The organism is Cohnella ginsengisoli, from assembly GCF_029525555.1.
Taxonomy (GTDB): Bacteria; Bacillota; Bacilli; order Paenibacillales; family Paenibacillaceae; genus Cohnella; species Cohnella ginsengisoli.
Map to the genome: position 1 here is coordinate 701,334 of NZ_JAPDHZ010000006.1, position 20,819 is coordinate 722,152.

General features: G+C 46.3%; 24 protein-coding genes and 2 pseudogenes. All 26 read left to right on the top strand.

Annotated elements, in window-relative coordinates:
• Positions 1-28 precede the first annotated feature (28 nt).
• Positions 29-805 (top strand): hypothetical protein, encoded by a 777-nt coding sequence (locus OMP38_RS29840; protein WP_277568309.1) that lies wholly within the window; start codon positions 29-31, stop codon positions 803-805.
• Complete coding sequence (locus OMP38_RS29845; protein WP_277568310.1) at positions 765-2,309, top strand: motility associated factor glycosyltransferase family protein; 1,545 nt, start codon at positions 765-767, stop codon at positions 2,307-2,309. Before OMP38_RS29840 ends, OMP38_RS29845 begins: the two co-directional genes overlap by 41 nt.
• Positions 2,306-3,314: pseudogene (locus OMP38_RS29850) on the top strand (UDP-N-acetylglucosamine 4,6-dehydratase family protein). Before OMP38_RS29845 ends, OMP38_RS29850 begins: the two are co-directional and overlap by 4 nt.
• A 60-nt stretch (positions 3,315-3,374) precedes the next feature.
• Positions 3,375-3,956 (top strand): glycosyltransferase, encoded by a 582-nt coding sequence (locus OMP38_RS29855; protein WP_277568311.1) that lies wholly within the window; start codon positions 3,375-3,377, stop codon positions 3,954-3,956.
• A gap of 291 nt (positions 3,957-4,247) precedes the next feature.
• Positions 4,248-4,757: a hypothetical protein gene (locus tag OMP38_RS29860; protein ID WP_277568312.1), complete on the top strand. Its 510-nt coding sequence runs from the start codon at positions 4,248-4,250 to the stop codon at positions 4,755-4,757.
• Positions 4,754-5,419 (top strand): glycosyltransferase family 2 protein, encoded by a 666-nt coding sequence (locus OMP38_RS29865; protein WP_277568313.1) that lies wholly within the window; start codon positions 4,754-4,756, stop codon positions 5,417-5,419. The genes OMP38_RS29860 and OMP38_RS29865 overlap by 4 nt, the downstream gene beginning before the upstream one ends.
• Positions 5,420-5,678: 259 nt before the next feature.
• Positions 5,679-5,891, top strand: a complete 213-nt coding sequence (locus tag OMP38_RS29870; RefSeq protein WP_277568314.1) for a hypothetical protein — start codon at positions 5,679-5,681, stop codon at positions 5,889-5,891.
• A 287-nt stretch (positions 5,892-6,178) separates the two neighbouring features.
• Positions 6,179-7,336, top strand: a complete 1,158-nt coding sequence (gene glf, locus OMP38_RS29875) for a UDP-galactopyranose mutase (RefSeq protein ID WP_277568315.1) — start codon at positions 6,179-6,181, stop codon at positions 7,334-7,336.
• Between the two features lie 22 nt (positions 7,337-7,358).
• Complete coding sequence (locus OMP38_RS29880; RefSeq protein ID WP_277568316.1) at positions 7,359-8,084, top strand: glycosyltransferase family protein; 726 nt, start codon at positions 7,359-7,361, stop codon at positions 8,082-8,084.
• 30 nt (positions 8,085-8,114) lie between these two features.
• Positions 8,115-8,693, top strand: coding sequence for a GNAT family N-acetyltransferase (locus tag OMP38_RS29885; RefSeq protein WP_277568317.1), 579 nt, complete (start codon positions 8,115-8,117; stop codon positions 8,691-8,693).
• The gene (locus tag OMP38_RS29890) at positions 8,686-10,608 is read left to right on the top strand and encodes an NAD-dependent epimerase/dehydratase family protein (protein ID WP_277568318.1); all 1,923 of its coding nucleotides are present in this window, start codon (positions 8,686-8,688) and stop codon (positions 10,606-10,608) included. Before OMP38_RS29885 ends, OMP38_RS29890 begins: the two co-directional genes overlap by 8 nt.
• On the top strand, positions 10,605-11,312 hold the full coding sequence (locus OMP38_RS29895; RefSeq protein WP_277568319.1) for an HAD family hydrolase: 708 nt from the start codon (positions 10,605-10,607) through the stop codon (positions 11,310-11,312). Before OMP38_RS29890 ends, OMP38_RS29895 begins: the two co-directional genes overlap by 4 nt.
• Positions 11,309-12,355 (top strand): pseudaminic acid synthase, encoded by a 1,047-nt coding sequence (gene pseI, locus OMP38_RS29900; RefSeq protein ID WP_277568320.1) that lies wholly within the window; start codon positions 11,309-11,311, stop codon positions 12,353-12,355. Before OMP38_RS29895 ends, pseI begins: the two co-directional genes overlap by 4 nt.
• Positions 12,356-12,400: 45 nt before the next feature.
• Positions 12,401-13,348, top strand: coding sequence for a dTDP-glucose 4,6-dehydratase (locus OMP38_RS29905; protein WP_277568321.1), 948 nt, complete (start codon positions 12,401-12,403; stop codon positions 13,346-13,348).
• The gene (gene pseC / locus OMP38_RS29910; RefSeq protein WP_277568322.1) at positions 13,348-14,532 is read left to right on the top strand and encodes a UDP-4-amino-4,6-dideoxy-N-acetyl-beta-L-altrosamine transaminase; all 1,185 of its coding nucleotides are present in this window, start codon (positions 13,348-13,350) and stop codon (positions 14,530-14,532) included. Before OMP38_RS29905 ends, pseC begins: the two co-directional genes overlap by 1 nt.
• A 16-nt stretch (positions 14,533-14,548) precedes the next feature.
• Positions 14,549-15,568 (top strand): class I SAM-dependent methyltransferase, encoded by a 1,020-nt coding sequence (locus OMP38_RS29915; protein ID WP_277568323.1) that lies wholly within the window; start codon positions 14,549-14,551, stop codon positions 15,566-15,568.
• 36 nt (positions 15,569-15,604) lie between these two features.
• The gene (locus tag OMP38_RS29920; RefSeq protein ID WP_277568324.1) at positions 15,605-16,081 is read left to right on the top strand and encodes a glycosyltransferase family 2 protein; all 477 of its coding nucleotides are present in this window, start codon (positions 15,605-15,607) and stop codon (positions 16,079-16,081) included.
• A gap of 44 nt (positions 16,082-16,125) precedes the next feature.
• Positions 16,126-16,251, top strand: a pseudogene (locus tag OMP38_RS36400) (hypothetical protein); the annotation flags it as partial.
• Between the two features lie 12 nt (positions 16,252-16,263).
• The gene (locus OMP38_RS29925) at positions 16,264-16,620 is read left to right on the top strand and encodes a nucleoside-diphosphate sugar epimerase/dehydratase (RefSeq protein WP_277568325.1); all 357 of its coding nucleotides are present in this window, start codon (positions 16,264-16,266) and stop codon (positions 16,618-16,620) included.
• Between the two features lie 41 nt (positions 16,621-16,661).
• Positions 16,662-17,312 (top strand): hypothetical protein, encoded by a 651-nt coding sequence (locus tag OMP38_RS29930; RefSeq protein WP_277568326.1) that lies wholly within the window; start codon positions 16,662-16,664, stop codon positions 17,310-17,312.
• Entirely contained in the window at positions 17,287-17,760 is a 474-nt protein-coding gene (locus OMP38_RS29935; RefSeq protein ID WP_277568327.1) for a hypothetical protein, read from the top strand. The genes OMP38_RS29930 and OMP38_RS29935 overlap by 26 nt, the downstream gene beginning before the upstream one ends.
• A gap of 4 nt (positions 17,761-17,764) precedes the next feature.
• Complete coding sequence (locus tag OMP38_RS29940; RefSeq protein ID WP_277568415.1) at positions 17,765-18,280, top strand: glycosyltransferase; 516 nt, start codon at positions 17,765-17,767, stop codon at positions 18,278-18,280.
• An 18-nt stretch (positions 18,281-18,298) separates the two neighbouring features.
• On the top strand, positions 18,299-18,400 hold the full coding sequence (locus tag OMP38_RS36405; RefSeq protein ID WP_420869768.1) for a glycosyltransferase: 102 nt from the start codon (positions 18,299-18,301) through the stop codon (positions 18,398-18,400).
• A 1-nt stretch (position 18,401) separates the two neighbouring features.
• On the top strand, positions 18,402-19,256 hold the full coding sequence (locus OMP38_RS29945; RefSeq protein ID WP_277568416.1) for a glycosyltransferase: 855 nt from the start codon (positions 18,402-18,404) through the stop codon (positions 19,254-19,256).
• A gap of 61 nt (positions 19,257-19,317) precedes the next feature.
• Complete coding sequence (locus OMP38_RS29950; RefSeq protein WP_277568328.1) at positions 19,318-20,220, top strand: TylF/MycF/NovP-related O-methyltransferase; 903 nt, start codon at positions 19,318-19,320, stop codon at positions 20,218-20,220.
• A gap of 228 nt (positions 20,221-20,448) precedes the next feature.
• On the top strand, positions 20,449-20,646 hold the full coding sequence (locus tag OMP38_RS29955; RefSeq protein ID WP_143106717.1) for a cold shock domain-containing protein: 198 nt from the start codon (positions 20,449-20,451) through the stop codon (positions 20,644-20,646).
• The last annotated feature ends 173 nt before the right edge of the window (positions 20,647-20,819 follow it).

Below are 20,819 nucleotides of genomic sequence, written 5' to 3' on the forward strand. Positions count from 1 at the left end.
AATAGTGAGAGCGATGGGGGGAATTCATATGAACGGACAGCATGACCAGCATTTAACGGAAGCTATTGACGAAATTCGGCGATTTTTGCCACGTCTTATCGATGCGACGAAAGATCTCGCGGATCAATTATATAGCTCACCTAATCAGCACACGTGGGAAGAGCTCGGTGAGGTCGTTCAGGCAATCGATGACTTGTACAAGTCTCTAAGGAGTCTTGAAGGACAAATAGAAGAAAATAGTTTTTTCCTTCCGGCTTCTACGTCGGATTTGTCTGCGTTTTCGTCCCAGCTTGAAGTGCAGTTTGGAGTCATGAATCGCAGCATGGACGAAGAGAATTATGTAGGAGCGGGAGATGCATTTAAGCACGAGCTCGTACCTTTATTCGAACGCTTATCTCAAATGCTTGGGGAAGAGGAGAGCGTTCAATCCGCACGTTTTAGGGACAACTTGGCTTACCTCGAGGAGCGGTTTCCGTTCGTATTTGCTAGCGTATCGCAAGCGGCGATGAGCACGTCATACCGAGTTTGTTATGCTGCGAACGGATCGGCTAATTTAAATGTTCAAGTTAATGATGGACATTCAGTCCACTATTATAGCGAATATGATCCGCAATTCGAAGCGAGTAAGTGGAGCGAGACAGTTGCAAATGACATCGGAGATAAAAACAATGTCATTTTGTACGGAATGGGATTTGGTTACCATCTTGCGGCATTAGCCAGCAGGAAACAGGGATGTCATTACTATATCTTTGAGCCGGATATGAATGTTTTTTTTATCCGCTCTTCATGTGGTAGACCTTGGTAGTTTGTTTTCTGGCCTTCAAGTACGCGGGTTGGCAATAGGAAATGATAAGAACACAATCAATCAATTTTTTTACCGCTTTCTTCGCGTAATGAAGGGAGAAACGGCAACTTTGGCGCTACCTGTCTATGATCGTCTGGATTTAGAAGCGCGGAATTCATTCAACCAAATTGCCAAAGAAGCAGTTCTAAATTACGCATATTCTCAGTCGCTGCTTCAGAATGCTGGACTGGACTGGGTGCGCAACATTTTTTACAATCTGGCGGTGAACCTCTCGACGCCTTCGCTGAATGGTCTGCAAGGACAATTGAAAGGTTATCCGGCAATTATCGTTGGAGCTGGTCCTTCCCTGGAAGAAGACATTGAAGTGCTTAAGAGAATGAAGCATCATGCATTTATTATTGCTGCAGGCACCAGTATTCAATCTCTCATGCACTACGGAGTCGAGCCGCATTTAATAGTAACGATTGACGGTGGTATGCCCAACTACCATGCATTTTCGCATTTGAAACTTGATGATATACCGATTCTATATACGCCTCAAGTTCAACATCACATCGTCGAGAATAGAACGAAAAATACCATTCATTCCTTTCTAGCCAACGATATGATTACTCAGGTGCTTATGGCAGTAACTCAGGATGAGGCTGTGTTCGCTTCAACTCATTCCGTCACGGGGACGGCGATTCAAGCTGCAATTTTTATGGGATGCGAACATATTGTTTTTGCAGGGCAAGATTTATCTTATCCGACAGAGGTCGTATACGCATCTGGCGCCAAGCACGTTGATCCTGGATACGCTGCCCGGATCCGTCAAAGTGCAGACATTCAAGTCGACAATGTGCAAGGTGGCAAAAATCAAACCACGGAAAGTATGTTGTTAACGCTTCGGGATATTGAGGATTTGTTGAGCAAGCATTCAAATGTACGTTTTACGAACACTTCGAGTTTAGGGGCTCAAATTCAGCATGCTGGTTTTATGCCGCTGAATCAAATTGAAGAAAAATTGCAAGCCAACAAGTTAGAGACAACATTTTTTAAAGAATTAATGCAACAGCATCTATTCTCCTATCCGGAGCTTCGAATAAACCAGTCCATTGACAGAATAAATGAAATGCTTGGCATGTTGAAGTTAACGAAGCAACGGCTGGATAGGATCCAGAAGTCGTTAACGAAGCTATCTGAACTAAGCCGCAGCAATCCGTTGAAGTGTCTAAATCTGATGGTCGGAATTGAGGAGGAATGGGAACCGGTCGTTAAGAGCATTGTATTCCATACCCTTTTCATGTTTGGATTAAAGGCAGAAATTAATGCCTTTGACAGACACGTATCCGATATAGCTGAAGAAAAGAACACGATTCGTAAAGCGAAATTATTTAAACAGGTTCTTGAACCCTTAGTTGTAGCAATGCAAGGTAAAATCCCAGTTTTTGAACAAATCATTGCTGAAGCCGCAAGGCGAATCGATTCGCGGCTCGAGCGCACGGGATCAGGAGTGACGCAGTGATGTATGCTAACAAGAAAATCCTGATTATAGGCGGTACCGGTACGATCGGATGCCACTTGACCAGCCGGCTACTTGAAGAAAATCCGGCGGTTATTCGGATTTTTAGCCGCGACGAATATAAGCAATACAACATGAGTATTCAATTTCGGGAACATAGCAAGCAGCTTCGATTTTTGATCGGCGATGTTCGTGACCAACAGCGCCTGCTTAGGGCGATGGAAGACATTGATTATGTTTTCCACTTGGCTGCGATGAAGCACGTACCCTTTTGCGAGTATAATCCGTTTGAGGCTGTGCAGACCAATGTCATCGGGACGCAAAATGTCATCCAAGCGGCCATACAAACAGGCGTGAAAAAAGTGCTTTTCACTAGCACCGACAAGGCGATCTCGCCAACGAATACGTATGGCGCGACTAAGTTGATGGCGGAACGCCTCATCTCTGCTGCTGAATATCAAAAGGGACCAAAGCCAACGATTCTATCTTCCGTGCGCTTCGGGAATGTAATGGGTTCGAGAGGTTCTGTCATTCCATTGTTTATACGCCAGGTGCTGGAAGATAAAAAAAATAACCATTACCGATCCCGAAATGATCCGTTATATGATGACGCCGACCCAAGCAGTCGATTTGATTCTTCGTTCTAATGAACTGGCCAAGGGCGGCGAAGTCTTTGTCCTCAAGATGCCGGTAGTAAAGATCTCGGATCTAGCCCAGGTTGTGATCGATGAAACTAAAAAGCGTCATCGAATGACAGAACAAGTCGATATCGAATACATCGGTATCCGCCCGGGAGAAAAGAGATACGAAGAGCTGATGAGCGACGAAGAAATGTCGACCGCTATCGAAACGCCGGAGATGTATATTCTGCCCTCCATTCATAAAAGCGAAGCTGTCGATTATGGGCAAGTCGGTTCCGTGATCGACAACTATAGGACGGACGAGATCATTGATGCGGATACCCTGCGTTTTTGGTTGATTCGGGAAAAGCTCCTGGAGCAAGCATGACTCTAAATATTTGAGAAGGTAAGGGGAAAGAAGACGTGGCCGTAACTCCGCAGATCGCAGTTGTCATCTGTAGTTGGAATAAAAAAGGATGATCTTCTAGCGTGCTTGGAATCGCTTCTGGTGGCTGACCCGAACGGCGACCTATTCGATATTATCGTCGTCGATAACGCCTCGTCAGATGGGGCGCCTGAAGCCGTAGAGCGAATGTATGGCGGACAAGGCCAGCGAATCAAGCTGATTCAATTAGCGGTAAACATTGGCGGTTCTGGAGGCTTTAATGCAGGTATCGTAGAGGCATTGAAGGCTGGGTACCCCTATATTCATCTGCTGGATAATGACGTCGTCGTTGATCCGTTAGCCATATCTGAACTTTACGAGAGAATGGAAGCCGACCGCACGCTCGGAATGCTAGGTTCCAAGCTGTATATGCACAAGGAACCCGAGCGATTACAGGAGTATGGTTCGTTCGTTGATTGGGAGCGGTTTAATGTCAGACCGATCAACAAAGGCGTTCTGGACCATGAGGCGCTCCCGGAGCTGCTGGACTGCGACTACGTGCCGGCATGTTCCGTTATGGTGCGGGCCGAGGCGATCGAGCGATGCGGTCTCATGGACAATCTCTTTTTTTATTTATTGGGATGACATCGAATGGGGCCACCGCATGAAGCTTGCCGGATACCGGGTAGCAGTATGCGGCGTGTCGAGGGTGTGGCACAAGATGGGGGCCGCGAACACGACGACAACTTTTCCGACCTATTATTTTTGGCGGAATCGGATTCACTTTTTCGCAGCCAATTTATCTGAAGCGAGAATTGAGGCGTTGGCAGAAGCGTTATTTCAAGAGCTTTATCAAGCTGTTTTTTTTCAGCACGCTGAAAGGTCAGGGGAGCGTGGTGGAGGCGCTACTTCATGCCTTCGACGACGCTTTAGGGCTTGTGCGCGGCCAAGCAGGCGAAGGAAGGATTCTCAAACGAGAGGTTATCCCCGAGCCGGCTTTTTTTAGAAACTTTGTCGCATGAACTTAAACTGATCGTACTGGACGATGCGGAGATAAGCGTGATCCGCAGCGCGGTGAATTTTTTGATCGCTCGAACCGGCATGCATGTCTACGTCCGGCCTGAGCGCTATGAGGGCGCCCGTCTCATGGAGGAATTCAAAAACGAGAAGGAAAAAGTAGAGATCGAGAGTGAGTCTTCCGCCGACCATTTAGAAGCGGCGTTCATCGTTAAGCCCGTCGCGCATGTGATGGATATCCGGGATTGTCCAGCGGACATGAATGTTGCGCTTATCGTCGACTCTTATTGCAATACCGTATTCTCGGAGGCCGACAAAAGAAGGCTTGCCGGCTACGATGCTGACTTGCTAAGACAAAAAGCGATCTTCCTTCCCTTCCTAACACGCAAGCTGCAATTGCTTCGCAATAATTTAAAGGGTGGAGAATGATGGGCAATTCTGATCGGCCACTTGTATCCGTCGTGATGCTGGCTTGGAATCGCTCGGACGATGTGCGGGAGAGTCTGATGCGATTGCGGGAGCAGGCATATCAACCGCTTGAGATTATCGTGGTTGATAATGCATCGACCGATGGCACTCCGGAGATGGTAGCTGCAGCTTTTCCGGAGGTTTCTCTATTGCGCATGCCGGAGAATTTGGGTATTGCTGCTTATAACCGAGGGTTTGAAAAAGCTAATGGCGAATTCATCGTCATCATAGACGATGATTCGTTCCCGGCCAAGCATGCGATCGGCCGGATGGTGGACAAGTTCGAAGCGAATCAACAATTGGCGGTCGTCGCGTTCGACGTTCGCAACTATGCGTCCTTCGATCCGACGCGGGATGATGAGCTGCCGTCAGTCGCTACGGCGTCTTCCGGAGATTACCTGATGTCGTTCAACGGAGCCGGTGCCGGGGTGCGCAAATCGGTCTTTGAGCAGGCCGGATATTACCCAGCCGAATTTTTTTTATACAACAATGAGCTCGATACTGCGATCCGTATTCATGATGCAGGTTATGAGATCGCCTTTTTTGCCGACGTCGTTGCCTATCACAAGTTTTCGCCGGTCAACCGGAGCTCATGGCGAGCGCCTTTTTTATTATACGCGTAATGCGTTCTGGTTGCTTTGGAAGAACTATCCGCTGCGAATGGCTTTTTCGCTAACGATCCAGTTGTGCAGAATGTGTCTTTATTACTCCATGGAGCAACGCACGACCATTTATCTAAAGGCAATGTGGTCGGCGGTCGCGGACATCGGGCGTATTAAGGGGAAACGCAAAGCCGTTCGAGACGAAGTGGCGTCAAGACTGCGCGTTCCCCTCAATCTCAATTTTACGTTTTATCGCTAGCTGACGGGAGGGGGACAATTTATGCAAGAGGTCTTAATCGTTCGTTCCGTCGGTTTTCAGCAGTTGGATAACAATCTGCCGAAGATTAAGGAGAAGTTCCCGAATAGCCGACTGTCTATTCTCACTCATGAGCACGGGGTTAAGCTTGCGGAGAAATATGGCGATATTGATCGAATTTACAGCTATCCGTACAAAAAAAGGATTCTCGTTTTGGCGGCGCGTTCCTGCGCTTAAAGGAAGAAAGTTTCACGCCATTGTCGTTCCCGTCGGCAATTTATCCGGTCTCGGGTTTTCAAATGTCTTGTTTTACGCACTCAGCTTGGCAGGGAAAACACGGTGGATGTGCAATCTCGTATCCGAAATCGGTGAGTTATCGCGCCTAGAAATCGTCGCGAACGTTTTGAAAAATACACTGTTCAAAACCATTTCCTGGATACTGACAGGGTTGCTCGCCATTGGATGGTTGGTCGTACTGCCCGTCATTCTATGGCGAATCAAGACACGGAATGGAGAGAGTCGACATGTTTGATACGATTATCGTCGGCGCCGGCTTCGCAGGTGCCGTCATGGCAGAGCGCCTGGCAAACGAACGTGGCCAAAAGGTACTTATCATTGAAAAGCGTACGCATATCGCAGGCAATGCATATGATCGGTTCGACGAGAAGGGCGTTCTTATTCACCAGTACGGCCCCCATATTTTCCATACGAAGCTGAAGCATGTGTGGGACTATCTATCCCGTTTCACCGAGTGGAGGATTTATCATCATGAAGTACTGGGCTCCATCGACGGGCAGCTTGTCCCGATCCCGTTCAATCTGAATTCGCTGCACGCGCTTCTTCCGGACGAGCTAGCGGATAGTCTTGAGCGTAAACTGGTAAACGTATTCGGCTACAACACGAAAGTTCCGATCCTCCGATTGCGGGAGTCCGACGATGAAGAGCTCAAGTGGCTCGCTGAGTTCGTATACGAGAAGATCTTCCTACATTACACGATGAAGCAGTGGGGCGTGAGCCCGGAAGAGCTGAACCCGCATGTTACGGGGCGCGTGCCCGTGTATGTCTCCCGAGACAACCGCTATTTCCAGGATCGCTATCAAGGCATGCCGAAGGATGGCTACACGAGGTTGTTCGAGCGCATGCTGAGCCATCCGAATATTAAGCTGATGCTGAATACGGATTACAAGGAGATTCTCGAGGTCGATCCGGACAGCGGCCTTATTCGCGTGTTCGGACAACCGTTCGCCGGCAAGGTGATCTTCACAGGCAAGATCGACGAATTTTTCGATTATCGGCTCGGAGAACTACCATATCGATCGCTTCGCTTTCAATTCGAGACGTTGGATCAGGCGTCGTATCAACCGACGGGGACGATCAATTATCCGAACGATTACGACTTCACCCGGATTACGGAGTTCAATCATCTGACCGGACAGCGCGATAGCCGGTATACGACGATCGTGAAGGAGTTTCCTCAGCCGTATGAGCGGCATACGCCGGGGAGAGAAGTCCCTTATTACCCGGTGCCGAATCCTGAAAATGGCGATCTGTATGCGGAGTATCGCAGGTTGGCTCGTGAACTGGATCGGGTAGTCTTCCTCGGCCGCTTAGCGGAGTATACCTATTACGATATGGATGCTGTCGTGTCTAAAGCCTTGAAAGTGTTCGAAGAACGCTTCTAACTATTAAATGGGGGACGAATCGTTGAAGACAATCTTGATCATTCAAGCGAGGATGGGCTCATCGAGACTCCCTGGCAAGATACTAATGTCTCTTGGAGAGATGTTGAATCTCGACTATGTTGTGGGTCGTTGCCGAAGGATCGAAGGTCTCTTGGACGTTGTCGTCGCGACGTCGAATTTGCCGCAAGACGATGCGGTTGAAGTTTGGTGCGCGGAGCGAGGGGTGACCTGCTTTCGCGGCTCCGAGGACGACGTACTATCCCGATATATGAAAGCTGCGGCACCGTATGATCCGGATTACGTGATGCGCGTTACAGGAGACTGTCCCTTTATCGATTATGAGCTAGGTACCGCGATGGTTCGGGCGGCGCGCGCCGAGCCTTGCGATATTATTCGTTTGGAAGGTCCTTTGCCCCGAGGTTTAGAGCCGCAGCTAGTTTCCTATCAGGCGCTTAAGTACATGGACGCTCATGGTCGCGAGGACAGGCACAGAGAGCATGTAGCGTATTACGCCTACGAATTCCCGGATCTTTTCAAAGCAGTCTATGTGTCCATACCGGCGCATCTTCGTCATCCCGAGTTGCGAATTACGCTGGATACGAATGAGGATTACGACATGCTGCGAGCGGTCGCGGGGCACTTTGGCGCCAGGATTGATATGACCTCGACAGAAATCGTGGACTATCTGCTCGCACATCCAGAAATCTCTGCGATCAATGCGCATGTCGAGCAGAAGCCAGTGGTATAGCTTGCGAATTCAGCGAAACGAGGGCGCCGCATGAATTACCGACATTTAAGCCAAGCAAGGTTCGCGCTTGACGGATATAGCGTGACGCCGATTCGTCTGCAAGACATGTATAGGATCAAGACGTGGCGCAACGAACAGATCGACGTGTTGAGGCAGACCAAGCCGTTAACCGACGAGGACCAAAGAGCGTACTTTGAGCGCGTGGTGGAGCCTAGTTTTGCAGATTGTGAGCCGCGAATCATGCTCTTTAGTTACTTTCAAAACGAAGCGCTGATCGGATACGGCGGGTTGACCAATATCGATTGGGGCCACGGACGCGCCGAGATCTCTTATCTTGTCGAAACCTCGCGCAGTTTCGAGTCGGATTCTAAACGGTATGGCGAAGACTTTGGGCACTTTTTGGCTTTGATGAAGTCGATCGCTTTCGACGAATTGCGCTTATACCGATTGTATACCGAGACTTTCGATATTCGCCCGGTCCACGTCGGCGTATTAGAGCGGTGCGGTTTTCTGCCGGAGGGCCGGCTGAGGGGCCACGTGAAAATCGGAGGGGCGCACGTCGACTCTTTAATGCATGGCTGTTTGCGGGAGGAGAAGCAAAATGTATAAGGATAAGCGTATATTCGTAAGCGGAGGCGCTGGCGTGATCGGGACCAGTTTAGTGCGCAGGCTTGTCGCGGCGGGGGCTACGGTATGGGTCGGGGATTTGAAGCCCCGGCCTTCTTGGCTTCCGGCTTCGGTGCTTTATCGCCAAGGGGATCTCAACGAACTGACGCGGGCGGAGATCGAAGCCTTTTCTCCGAATGCCTTCTTCCACTTGGCAGCTACGTTTGAACGATCGACGGAGTCCTACGAATTCTGGGAGGAAAATGACCGGCACAATGTAAGGCTAAGCCATCATCTGATCCATCTGATGAAGGATTTGCCTTCGCTGGAGCGGGTCGTCTTTGCGTCTAGTTACCTGATCTATGATCCTGATATGTACCAGTTCGAGGTTCCGGCAGCAGTGCCGACGGCGCTTAGAGAGATTGACCGCATGTCCCCACGCAACCTATGTGGAATGGCGAAACTCATGCATGAGAAGGAATTGGCGTTTATCCAGCGATTCTCACAGGAGAGACTAAAAACCGTCAGCGCGAGAATTTATCGCGTATACGGAAAAAACTCCCGCGATATCGTGTCGAGATGGGTAAAGGCGCTTCTGCGTGGAGAGACGATTCAAGTCTACCGCAAAGAGGGAATGTTCGATTATATTTATGCCGACGATGTGGCGGAGGGGCTATACAGGCTAGCCCTTAGCGAAGCGACAGGCGTCGTGAATCTGGGTAATGGCCGTGCTCGCCGGGTGGATGAGCTTGTGCAGGCGCTGGCAACGCACTTTCCGGATATGCACGCTATCGAAGGCGAGAGCGATATCCCTTACGAGGCGTCCGAGGCGGACATGTCTTTGTTCGAGCGATGGACGGGCTGGCGACCTCAACGTCAGCTTGAGGATGTACTGCCGGAACTTGTAGACCATTACCGGAACGCAGCGAATGCGGATCGGCAGGAACAAAATACAAGCTTGTGCGCCGGGCGTTCCGTTCTTATTTCGAGCGTTTCCCGCAAAATATCGCTGATTCGCGGCGTGAGGACCGCGCTGGATCGGATTGAAGGTCAAAGGGGCTGGGCCGTAATCGGTGGCGACGTTGACGGAGATTGTTTAGGTAGCCGGTTCACCGATGCGTTCTGGCGGATGCCCAGACTGGATAATTTAAGCTTGACCGAATTGATTGAAGGATGCTTCGAACGCGGCGTCAGTCGCATCATTCCGACGCGGGACGGCGAATTGTCCTACTATGCCGGACATTCTCAGGCTTTGCGGGCGGCTGGAATCGAAGTGATGGTTTCCAATCCGGAGACGGTTCGAGTATGTCTGGATAAGCTGGCATTCGCGGAAGCCGGCGCACGATTGGGGTTCCCGGTCATCCCCGCTGCCGCCAAGCTGGACGAGGGCGAGAACAATCGCTATGTCGTGAAGGAACGGTACGGCGCTGGCTCGCGAAGCGTTGGACTCGGACTCGACCGCGGAAGTGCCCAGCGCCATGCAATGGCCCTGGAGCATCCGATCTTCCAACCTTTCATAGAGGGGCCAGAGATTAGCGTCGACGTCTACGTGACGCGCGCGGGACGCTGCAAGGGTGTCGTACTGAGACGCCGGCGGGTCGTCGTGAACGGTGAATCTCAGGTGACTGAATCGTTCAGGGACGAGGGACTCGAAACCCTCTTCGCATCTTTTGCCGAGCGACTCGGTCTCTACGGGCATGCCGTATTTCAAGCGATTCGGACGGGGCCAGGCGAATGCCGCATCATCGAGTGCAATTCACGGTGGGGCGGCGCTTCTCGTCTGAGCTGCGAATTGGGCCTGGACAGTCTGTACTGGTTTTTGCTCGAAGCATCCGGGGCGGACCTAGATGATTTCCCCTATATGAGAGCTGCGACCGACAAGACGCTTATCCGCTATCCCGAGGATCTTATTCAATGAGAGCTTATGTGTTCGATTTAGACGATACGCTTTATGATGAGATGACTTATGTGCACAGCGGATTCAGGGCGGTCTCTTCGTATCTAGCCGACACGGAGAATATAGACGCGATCGAATGCGAGACGCGTATGCGCGCTTCGCTGATTGCATACGGCAGGGGTCAAGTGTTTGACGACGTTCTCGCCTCATACGGTTTACTGACGAGAAAAAGCGTTAACGCATGCTTATCCGTTTATCGCGGGCATGTTCCCGAGATCGAGCTCAGTCCGGATGCGCGCGCTTGCCTTAAAAGACTATACGATGCAGGGAAGCCCGTATATATCGTGACCGACGGCAACAAGCTGGTGCAGCTTGCGAAACTCCGCGCACTCGGTCTTTATGAATCGCCGCTTATCCGCCGCAGCTACATCTCTCGCCGCTACGGGCTGCATAACGAGAAGCCATCGCCTTACTGTTTCCACAAGATAACACTACTGGAGCAAGCCTCTCCTGCCGATATCGTTTATATCGGAGATAATCCGGCCAAAGACTTCGTGGGTATCAAACCGCTGGGATTTCGAACGGTGCGGATCTTGAGAGGCTCTCATCGCGAAGTGCTTAAACCGTATGCTTATGAGGCAGACTTCACAATTGACACCTTGGATGGGTTGGAACAACGACTCGAGGCATTTGTCACCGGGCAGGAGAGAGGGATTCGTTCATGAGCATCAGAGTCGGAAATTATCAAATCGGGCAGGATCATCCGCCTTTTATCATCGCCGAGATGTCCGGCAACCATAATCAATCATTGGATAAAGCGCTCGAGATCGTGGAAGCGGCTGCGGCTGCGGGCGTGCAAGCCTTAAAGATTCAGACCTACACAGCGGATACGATGACCTTGGACATTAATACGGGCGAGTTCTTCATCGACGATCCGCAGAATCTATGGCAAGGCAGCTCGCTGTACTCGCTCTATCAACAGGCATACACGCCATGGGAGTGGCATCAAGCCATCTTCGACAAGTGCAAAGAGCTTGGAATCGTTGGCTTCAGTACGCCGTTCGATGAGTCGGCCGTAGACTTCTTAGAGAGCTTGGACGTTCCGTGCTACAAGATCGCCTCGTTCGAGAATACGGACCTGCCGTTGATCCGCAAGGCGGCCGCAACGGGCAAGCCGTTGATCGTCTCGACAGGGATGGCTACCGTAGCTGAGCTTGACGAGACGGTTCGTGCGGCTAGAGAGGCGGGGTGCCGCGATCTCGTACTTTTGAAGTGCACGAGCTCCTACCCTTCGACGGCGGATGATTCGAACCTGCTGACGATTCCGCACATGCGCGAGTTGTTCGGATGCGAGATCGGGCTGTCGGATCATACGATGGGAATCGGCGTCGGCGTAGCGAGCGTAGCGTTGGGCGGCACCGTTATCGAAAAGCATCTGACCATCTCGAGAGCCGAGGGCGGCGTCGATTCCGATTTTTCGATGGAACCGGCGGAGATGGCGAGTCTCGTGCGTGAAACCGAACAGGCCTGGCGCAGTCTCGGACGCATTCAATACGGAGCGATAGCGGCCGAGTCGGCCTCGATGAAGCATCGTCGCTCGTTGTATGTCGGCCAGGACTTAAAGGAAGGCGATATTATGACGAAAGACAATATCCGGTCCATTCGTCCCGGACATGGATTGCCGCCGAAGTATTTGGATCAGTTGCTAGGTCGACCGGTCAAACATGCAGTTAAGAAAGGGACGCCGGTCTCGTTCGATCTATTATAGTATTTGACTAGTCTATCGTGGCAGAGAAGGGGGCGAATCGCCGACATGAAGTTGTTAGTAACCGGCGGTGCAGGATTCATCGGGCGCTGGGTCGTCGGCAAGTTGCTTGAAGACGGCCATGACGTATGGGTGCTGGACGATCTGTCCAATGGCAGTTTGGCGAACTTAGAGGCATTTAGAGAGCATGCAGGATTAAAGGACGTTGTCGTCGGCGATCTTAAAGACGGAGATTTGCTGGATCAATTGTTCGAAGCTTCGGCTTTTGATATTTGCTATCACTTGGGTGCTTCGATCAACGTTCAGGACTCCATCGACGATCCGAAGACGACTTTCTTGAATGACACGGTCGGTACCTTTTATTTGCTCGAACGCTGCAAGCGCAGCGGAACCAAGGTTGTCTTTATGAGCACCTGCATGGTTTATGATCGCTGTCACGACGATTCGGGCATTGCGGAATCGCATCCCACCAAGCCCGCCTCTCCCTATGCGGGAGCCAAGATCGCCGCGGAAAATATGGTATTGTCCTATTATCATGCCTACGAGCTGCCCACGGTCGTCATTCGTCCGTTCAATACGTATGGCCCCTTTCAGAAAACGGGTGGCGAAGGCGGCGTCGTGGCCATTTTCATTAAAAACGCGTTGGATGGAAAAACCCTCTCCATTTACGGCGAAGGCACCCAGACGCGCGATTTGCTGTACGTCGAGGATTGCGCCCGATTTGTCGTCGAAGCCGGGTATAGCGACCGCGTGAACGGACAAATCGTAAACGCCGGACTGGGACGTGATATCTCGGTTAACGACCTGGCGCAATTGATCGTCGGAGATCCGAGCCGAATCCGGCACGTGGAGCATATCCATCCTCAAAGCGAAATTCAGAAACTTCTGTGCAATTCGGCCAAGGCAAAGGAAATGCTAGGTTGGGAACCGGCCGTCTCGCTTGAAGAGGGGATCCGGCGCACGAGCGAATGGATCTCTTCCGGGGGGCTCGGCTAATGAGTGGCTCTGGCAATCGCGAGGGAAACGGACAGATTAGATCGACGATGTTGCCTTATGGAAGACAGTGGCTCGATGATGAAGACAAGGCAGCAGTCATGCGAGTACTAGACAGCGACTTTTTGACGCAAGGGCCTATGATCGCAGAATTCGAGCGGGGCATTGCCGATTATGTCGGCGCTCGATTCGCCGTAGCGTTTACGAACGGCACGGCCGCACTTCATGCTGCCTGCTTCGCGGCAGGAATCGGTCCTGGAGACGAGGTCATCACGTCGCCGATCACCTTTCTCGCGAGCAGCAATTGCGTCTTGTATATGGGCGGCACGCCGGTATTCGCGGATATTAAGATGGATACGTACAATATCGATCCTGACTGCATAGAGGCGGCTATCACCCCCAATACGAAGGCTATCATTCCAGTCGACTTCACCGGCCAACCCGCCGAGTTGGATCGCATTATGGATATCGCCGATCGTCACGGACTTATCGTCATCGAGGATGCTGCACACTCCCTAGGCGCTTCGTATAAAGGGCGCAAGGTAGGCTCCATTGCAGACATGACGATGTTCAGCTTCCACCCCGTCAAGCATATCACCAGCGGCGAGGGCGGCATGATCGTCACGGACAACGAAGAGTATTATCATAAACTCCAACTCTTCCGCAACCATGGCATGACGCGCGATCCTGCGCAAATGGAGCAGAACGATGGACCATGGTACTACGAGATGCATGCGTTAGGCTTCAACTATCGAATGACAGATATGCAAGCGGCGCTTGGGCTGTCTCAGCTTGGTAAGCTAGACAAGTTCGTCGAGCTGCGGAGAAGTATTGCACGGACGTATACGGAAGCGTTCAGCGAGATGCCTGGCGTGATCGTTCCGTATCAGCATCCGGACGCGGACTCAAGTTGGCATTTGTATGTAATTCGAATCGATCCTCAAAAGTTCATAAAATCTCGAAGAGAAATTTTCGAAAAGTTGCGCTCGGAAAATATCGGTGTGAATGTTCATTATATTCCGGTTTACAAGCAGCCTTATTATTTGATGTTGGGATATGGAGATACGGTAAATCACAATGCTGATCTATATTACGAGACTGCAATAACATTGCCGCTATTTCCACAAATGAATAATTTTGATGTTACAGATGTTCTTAATATGGTTCAAATTATTTTGAAATCATAGTTAGGGAGAGTTTAATATGATTGAGAAAACCATACAAGAATATTGTCTTAATCGATACTTATTTCTTAAAGATAAAAATATTTATATATTTGGAGCGGGGCTTGGCGGGAGATTGACAGTTCAAACTTTGAACAAGCTTGGTATTTTAGTTGAAGGTGTTTTTGATAATGACCCTCAAAAATGGGGAAGTGACATTCACAAGACAGAAATTATATCTCCTGAACTCTTGAAAACAATGAATACAATTGATTCGTTTATTATAGTTGCAGTCACGTCAAATCAAGAGGAAGTAAAAGAGCAACTAAATAACTTTGGTAGAGGTGCTTTAAATTACGAGGTTGCTCTTGATGGTTATATTCCCTATGGATTTGAGCGCGCCTTTGAAAAATTTGCTCAAGAAACGCACCAGAAGGAATACAAAGATATTGGTTTGCAAATGCAAAAAATTGCACTAAAAGAGACTGCGACATTTGTCTTGGAGAATATGTTTTCGGCAAAGCAATATTGGGGACGCATGGATTTGTTAAAGGCTGCACTTGAGCATGTAACAATCAAAGGACTCTACTTAGAGTTCGGTGTGTATAAAGGGGAATCTATTAACTATATTTCTGAAATTAAAAGAAATGAAATAATACATGGATTCGATTCGTTTGAAGGACTTCCCGAGGGTTGGATTCCTGGTTTTGAGGAGGGTGCTTTTTCAGTTAGCGCTCTACCAGAAGTGAATCCCAATGTTAAATTAATTAAAGGCTGGTTTGATGAGAGCCTTCCTGCTTTTAAGTTGGAGAGAGATGAACAATGTGCATTTATACACGTCGATTGTGACTTATATTCATCGACCAAGACAATATTTGATTTGCTTAAAGAAAGAATCGTTAAAGGGACTGTTATTGTTTTTGATGAGTTTTTTAATTACCCGAATTGGAGACAAGGCGAGTATAAGGCATTTCAAGAGTTGGCGACTGAAAATAACTTAAATTACGAATTTATTGGTTACACGAAACGAGGCCATCAGGTGGGATTAAAAATCATTTAAGCGCATAGATGAGGTGGGTTGATACGGAGGGAATTTATGACGAATAATCCAGATGTCTCCGTTGTAATGGCGGTTTATAATGGTCAGCAGTACGTGGAGGAATCGATTAACAGTATTTTAAGCCAATCTTATTCTAACTTTGAATTTATAATTGTCGACGACGGTTCTAATGATCTGACCTCACAAATACTTTTAGACGCCCAGAGCAAGGATAAAAGGATTTTTCTAATAACAAATGAGACGAATAAGGGGATTTCTTACTCCCTAAATTCAGCTATTGCCATTTCAAGAGGAGAATATATAGCTCGAATGGATTCAGATGATATAGCAATATCAAATCGCCTTGAGCTACAACTCGAATTCTTGAGAAAACATTCAGAGTGTGTGATTGTTGGCGGAAAAATTGAAGTTATTGGAGATTCAGCGCATACTGTCGAGATCAATCAGTTTAGCGATTGGTACAACCAACATTCCCACTCTGAAGATATAAAAAAAGCAATTATTTATCGGTAACTGCATTAACCATCCTTCAGTGGTGATTCGTAAAAAAGAGCTTTACAGAAGTAGGAGGATACCGGGAGGAATTTAATGGCGCAGAAGACTATGATCTTTTTCTAAGGCTTGCAAACTTAGGAACGATAGAAAAGGTCCCCGAAATAGTTCTTAAATATCGAATTCATACTAATCAAATTTCTATGGTTCACAAGGAAAAGCAAAGGGATTTAGATGCATTAATTAAATCAAATCTTTTAGCAAATCAGTTTTTAAAGAAGACTTCTTTAGTTTTGATATGGGGAGCTTCAAAAGGCGGAGAAAGAATAGCTGAGAAGTTAATTGACAAGGGATTTAACGTTGTTGGATTTATTGATCGTGACTTTAAAAAGTGGGGCAAGAATATATTAGAAAGACCTGTTTATGGAGATCATACAAGTCTACCTGCTATTGAATATGAATATATAGTAATTGCAACAACTCCAGGAAGGGCGGATGCTGCAGCAATTCTGGACAGCTTAGGAAAAGTGTTTAAAAAGGATTATATATACGTTTGGTGATTCTTAAGACGAGGTGAGAGGTTTGGAGAATATCATATTATTTGGAGCTTCCAGGCTCGGTGAAGAGGCCTTTAAACAACTTAAAAACGAATACAATATTTTATTCTTCTTGGATAATGATTCAAAAAAAGTGGGGGACGAAGTTTTTCGAAAAAGAAATCAAGTCTCCAAAAGACCCAGCAATTGCTAAAGACGTGCCTATATACATTACTTCTACGTACTACAAGCAAATTGTGGAGCAATTGCTTCAGCTTAACTTTGTTAATATATATATCGTTTATGATCTTTATGATGTGTTTATAGTTTCCAAGTACAGCGGCGAAAGTTCCGATGTGGTGAGTAATATTCAAGAGTCGTTTAATAGGTCATTTCATATCGTACCAAAAGAAAATTTGAATGTTCGCCGCTACGAATCTAAATTAGAATTTGATTCTTCTAAACAAAGAGTATTTATGATTAGTGATTATTATTACCAACCAGGCATTGGTGGTCCCGTTACTGTGATGTATAAACTATTTCATGCGAACGAGGAATATAAGCTAGTAGACAATCTATTTATGCTTTGTGGAAATTTATTGATGAGTCCAAGGAAAGCGGAACTATACAATAAGACTGAAAATAAAACGCTTGAGAAAGAGCCGCGCTTTTTCGATGACTACCCCTTTTTTGAATACGGATCAGGTTTTTCATAAGGTTGTTGAATTTAAGAAAATAACTCAAATTTTAAAAAGATTCCATACCGAGTATGAATTTTCTGCGCAAGATGCCTTCGTTTTCCATGATGAAAATACCCTATACGCGTTTTCGGAACTATTTCCTAGCTTTAAAAAAGTTACTCAAATTCATCACTGCCAGGGCAGCAGGTACAATGAATTTAAAGCAATGAATGGTTATCAGAATGAGGAAATGAGAAAAATCCTTAATTACATTCATCAAAAAAGCCTTACCAAATATATTCATTTTGGATTTCCTTCCAACGGGGCGTACGAGGAGTTAATAAAGACAGAACCTGACTTTATCCCTTTGCTTGAGAATAAAACATTACATGTGCTCTATAATGGCTACGACCGAAAGGAAGATATAGCTCCGTCTCAAGGTATAGAGTTGCTAGCGAATAAGATAAAAAAAGTATGCGTATAAATTTATAACAGTAGCCACTCTTAATGAAGCGAAAGGTGTCGAAAGAATTCCAAAAGTTCTTCGAGAAATTACTTTAGGAACTGAAGACTTTATCTGGGTAATTGTCGGAGATGGCGTCATGAAAGAAGCATTAGCCGATAATATTGATAGATTTGGATTAAGCAATAAAGTGATTTGGATTAGAGATAAAGTAAATCATGAAGATATATTGCACTTATTCAATTGTACGGATTATTATTTGATGTTACATCGTAATTCTATTTTTGATTTTGCTACGATTGAAGCTATGGCGCATAGTAATATCCCGCTACTTTCATATGTTGGTGGCAACAAAGAGGTAATTAAAAATGAAAACGGATTTTATTTAGAGGAAGAGTCTAATGATATTCGAATTGTAGAAATTGATAAAAAGAAAAATATTCTATCAGATAAAAATAAACAATTAGTAAAAGAAAACTTCTCTGAATATGCTAGTTTAAAAAGATATTCTGAGCTTATCTCATTAATCAGCGAAATCTAATTTTAAAGGTGAACAAGAATGGATGACTTGGTTTCTATAGTAATTCCTGTTTTTAATGCTGAAGAGTATTTAGCAGAAGCAATGGAAAGCATCATAAATCAAAGCTACAAAAAAAATTGAAATTATTGCCGTGAATGACGGTTCTACAGATAACTCTTTAAAAATTTTAAAAGCTTTCGCTGCTGGGGATAAAAGAATCAGATTGATTTCAAGAGAAAACAAAGGCCTAGTCAGTTCCTTAAATGAAGGCATTAAATTAGCAGCTGGGAGCTTCATAGCTAGAATGGATGCTGATGATGTATCTGAGCCGAATCGTATTGAGATTCAATTAGACTGTATGTTATCCGATCCGGCTATTGATGTATTAGGAACTTACATTACTGCAATCGGCGATATTGACTCATTAAGCAGACAGCGAACTGAGCAATATTTTAATATCCCTTTGAGTAACGATGTAATCGATAAGACAATTTTTGATAAATGCCCATTTTGTCATCCGTCCGTCATGTTTACCAAACGCTTTATCCTAGGTGTTGGAGGCTATCCCGACTATAAGGTTACAGAAGATTGGGCATTGTGGATGATGGCCTTAAAGCAAGGATACAACATGGCTAACATACCAGTTAGACTTTTAAACTATCGAATGAGAAGCAATTCTAAATCGAATGTAGAGTCTAAGCAAAGGCAATACTTTTATGAAAAGGCGTTATTTAAATTTAAGTCTTTAATAGAAAGTGACGTTGCCAAAAGGTCTTGCTTAATTTGGGGGGCTGGGAGTGGCGGCCAAATTGCTTATGAAGCGCTTAGAGATGTTCTTCCTAATTTAAACTTTCAGGGTTTTGTCGACAGTTTTAAGTCCGGTACGTTAATGGACTATAAAATTCTCAAACCAACTCAGCTTCCAAAAGAAGATCGGCCCTTTGTTTTCGTGGCTTCATCGATTGGGAAAGAGGAGGCAGAGGATTTTTTTATCTGAAATGGGATATCTGCATTTATCCGATTATTGTTATATTCTCTAAAGTATAGGAGAGCTTGTCATGATCAAGATTATATGTTTTGGTACAGGTGCTTATTTTTCGAATTTGTATAAGTTTTTCAATTTTGAAGAAGTAGAACTGGTCTCATTAATCGATAACAATGCAGATAAGATTGGAAAAAAAATTAATGGCGTTGAAGTGAGAGGAGTTAAAGATTTAAGGGAAATTAAGTTTGATTATATTGTTATTGCAAGTCAATATAAGAACGAAATATATAAACAGTTAATAGAACTGTCGATAGAACCAGGACGCATTATTGTCGAAACGAATTTAAGTGAAGGAGTTACCAGACTAAATCAAGGCAAAAAAGTGCTAGAGTCAGTTTTTATAAATGCCAATACAGAGACGCTTATAATTAGAGATATGGAAAGTTTGGGACGACAACGAGCAATTGAGAAATCACGCTTTAGCATTACTGACTTTGTTAGAGGATCAATGTTGGAACTACTAGCCCATGAAATTAATACACGAAAAATAGCTGGTGCGGTTGCAGAATTGGGAGTTTATCAAGGAGACTTTTCAAGCTTGATTAACGAACTATTTCCGGATAGGAGTTTATATTTATTTGATACTTTTGAAGGATTTAATTCTAATGATTTAAGTTTTGATAAAGAACAAGGCTATATTAGTGATGATGATTTACTGGAAAATGGAATATCTTATTCTAAATTATCAAATACATCAGTCCAATTAGTGCTAAACAAAATGAAATTTAAACAAAATTGCATTATTAAGCAAGGCTTCTTTCCGGAATCCATTGGCACTATCGATGAAGGCTTTGCATTTGTTAGCTTGGATGTAGATCTTTTTAAACCAACTTATGAAGGATTAAAATACTTCTATCCTAGATTAACAAAAGGCGGATATATAATGATTCATGATTATAATTATAGCCTTTTTTAGGGGGAGTCAAAGAGGCTGTAGACAAATTCTGCTCTGAATACGCCATTACAATCGTTCCTCTAACTGATGCTGCCGGAAGCGCTGTGATAGTAAAGTAACTAGATAGGCGTGTATCCGCTTTCACGAAACCCATTGACACAAAACTTTCCATGATGGTATATTCGGGGGAGAGGGCCAGGCCAAATCGCCTATGTCAATCGAATTGATGATGAAGGGAATGTTATGTACATGCAAGGTAAAGTGAAATGGTTCAACGCAGAGAAAGGTTACGGCTTCATCGAAGCTGAGCAAGGCGGCGACGTATTCGTTCACTTCTCCGCAATCCAAATGGACGGCTACAAGGCGCTCGAAGAAGGCCAGCCGGTCGAATTTGACATCGTACAAGGCGCTAGAGGCCCGCAAGCGGCAAACGTTATCAAAATCTAATTCGAGGCGCTTTCGAGCACCTGCCTATAGAAAAAGCAATGGTCCTATTCACGATTGAAGGCCACCCCGCCTCGGAGAGATCCGAGGTTTTTCTCTGTTTTACAGCGTTTTCACGATTGTTTTCAAAGTTAACAGAAAATTCGAAAGAATCTGTGGATTGCTTTGAATTCAAC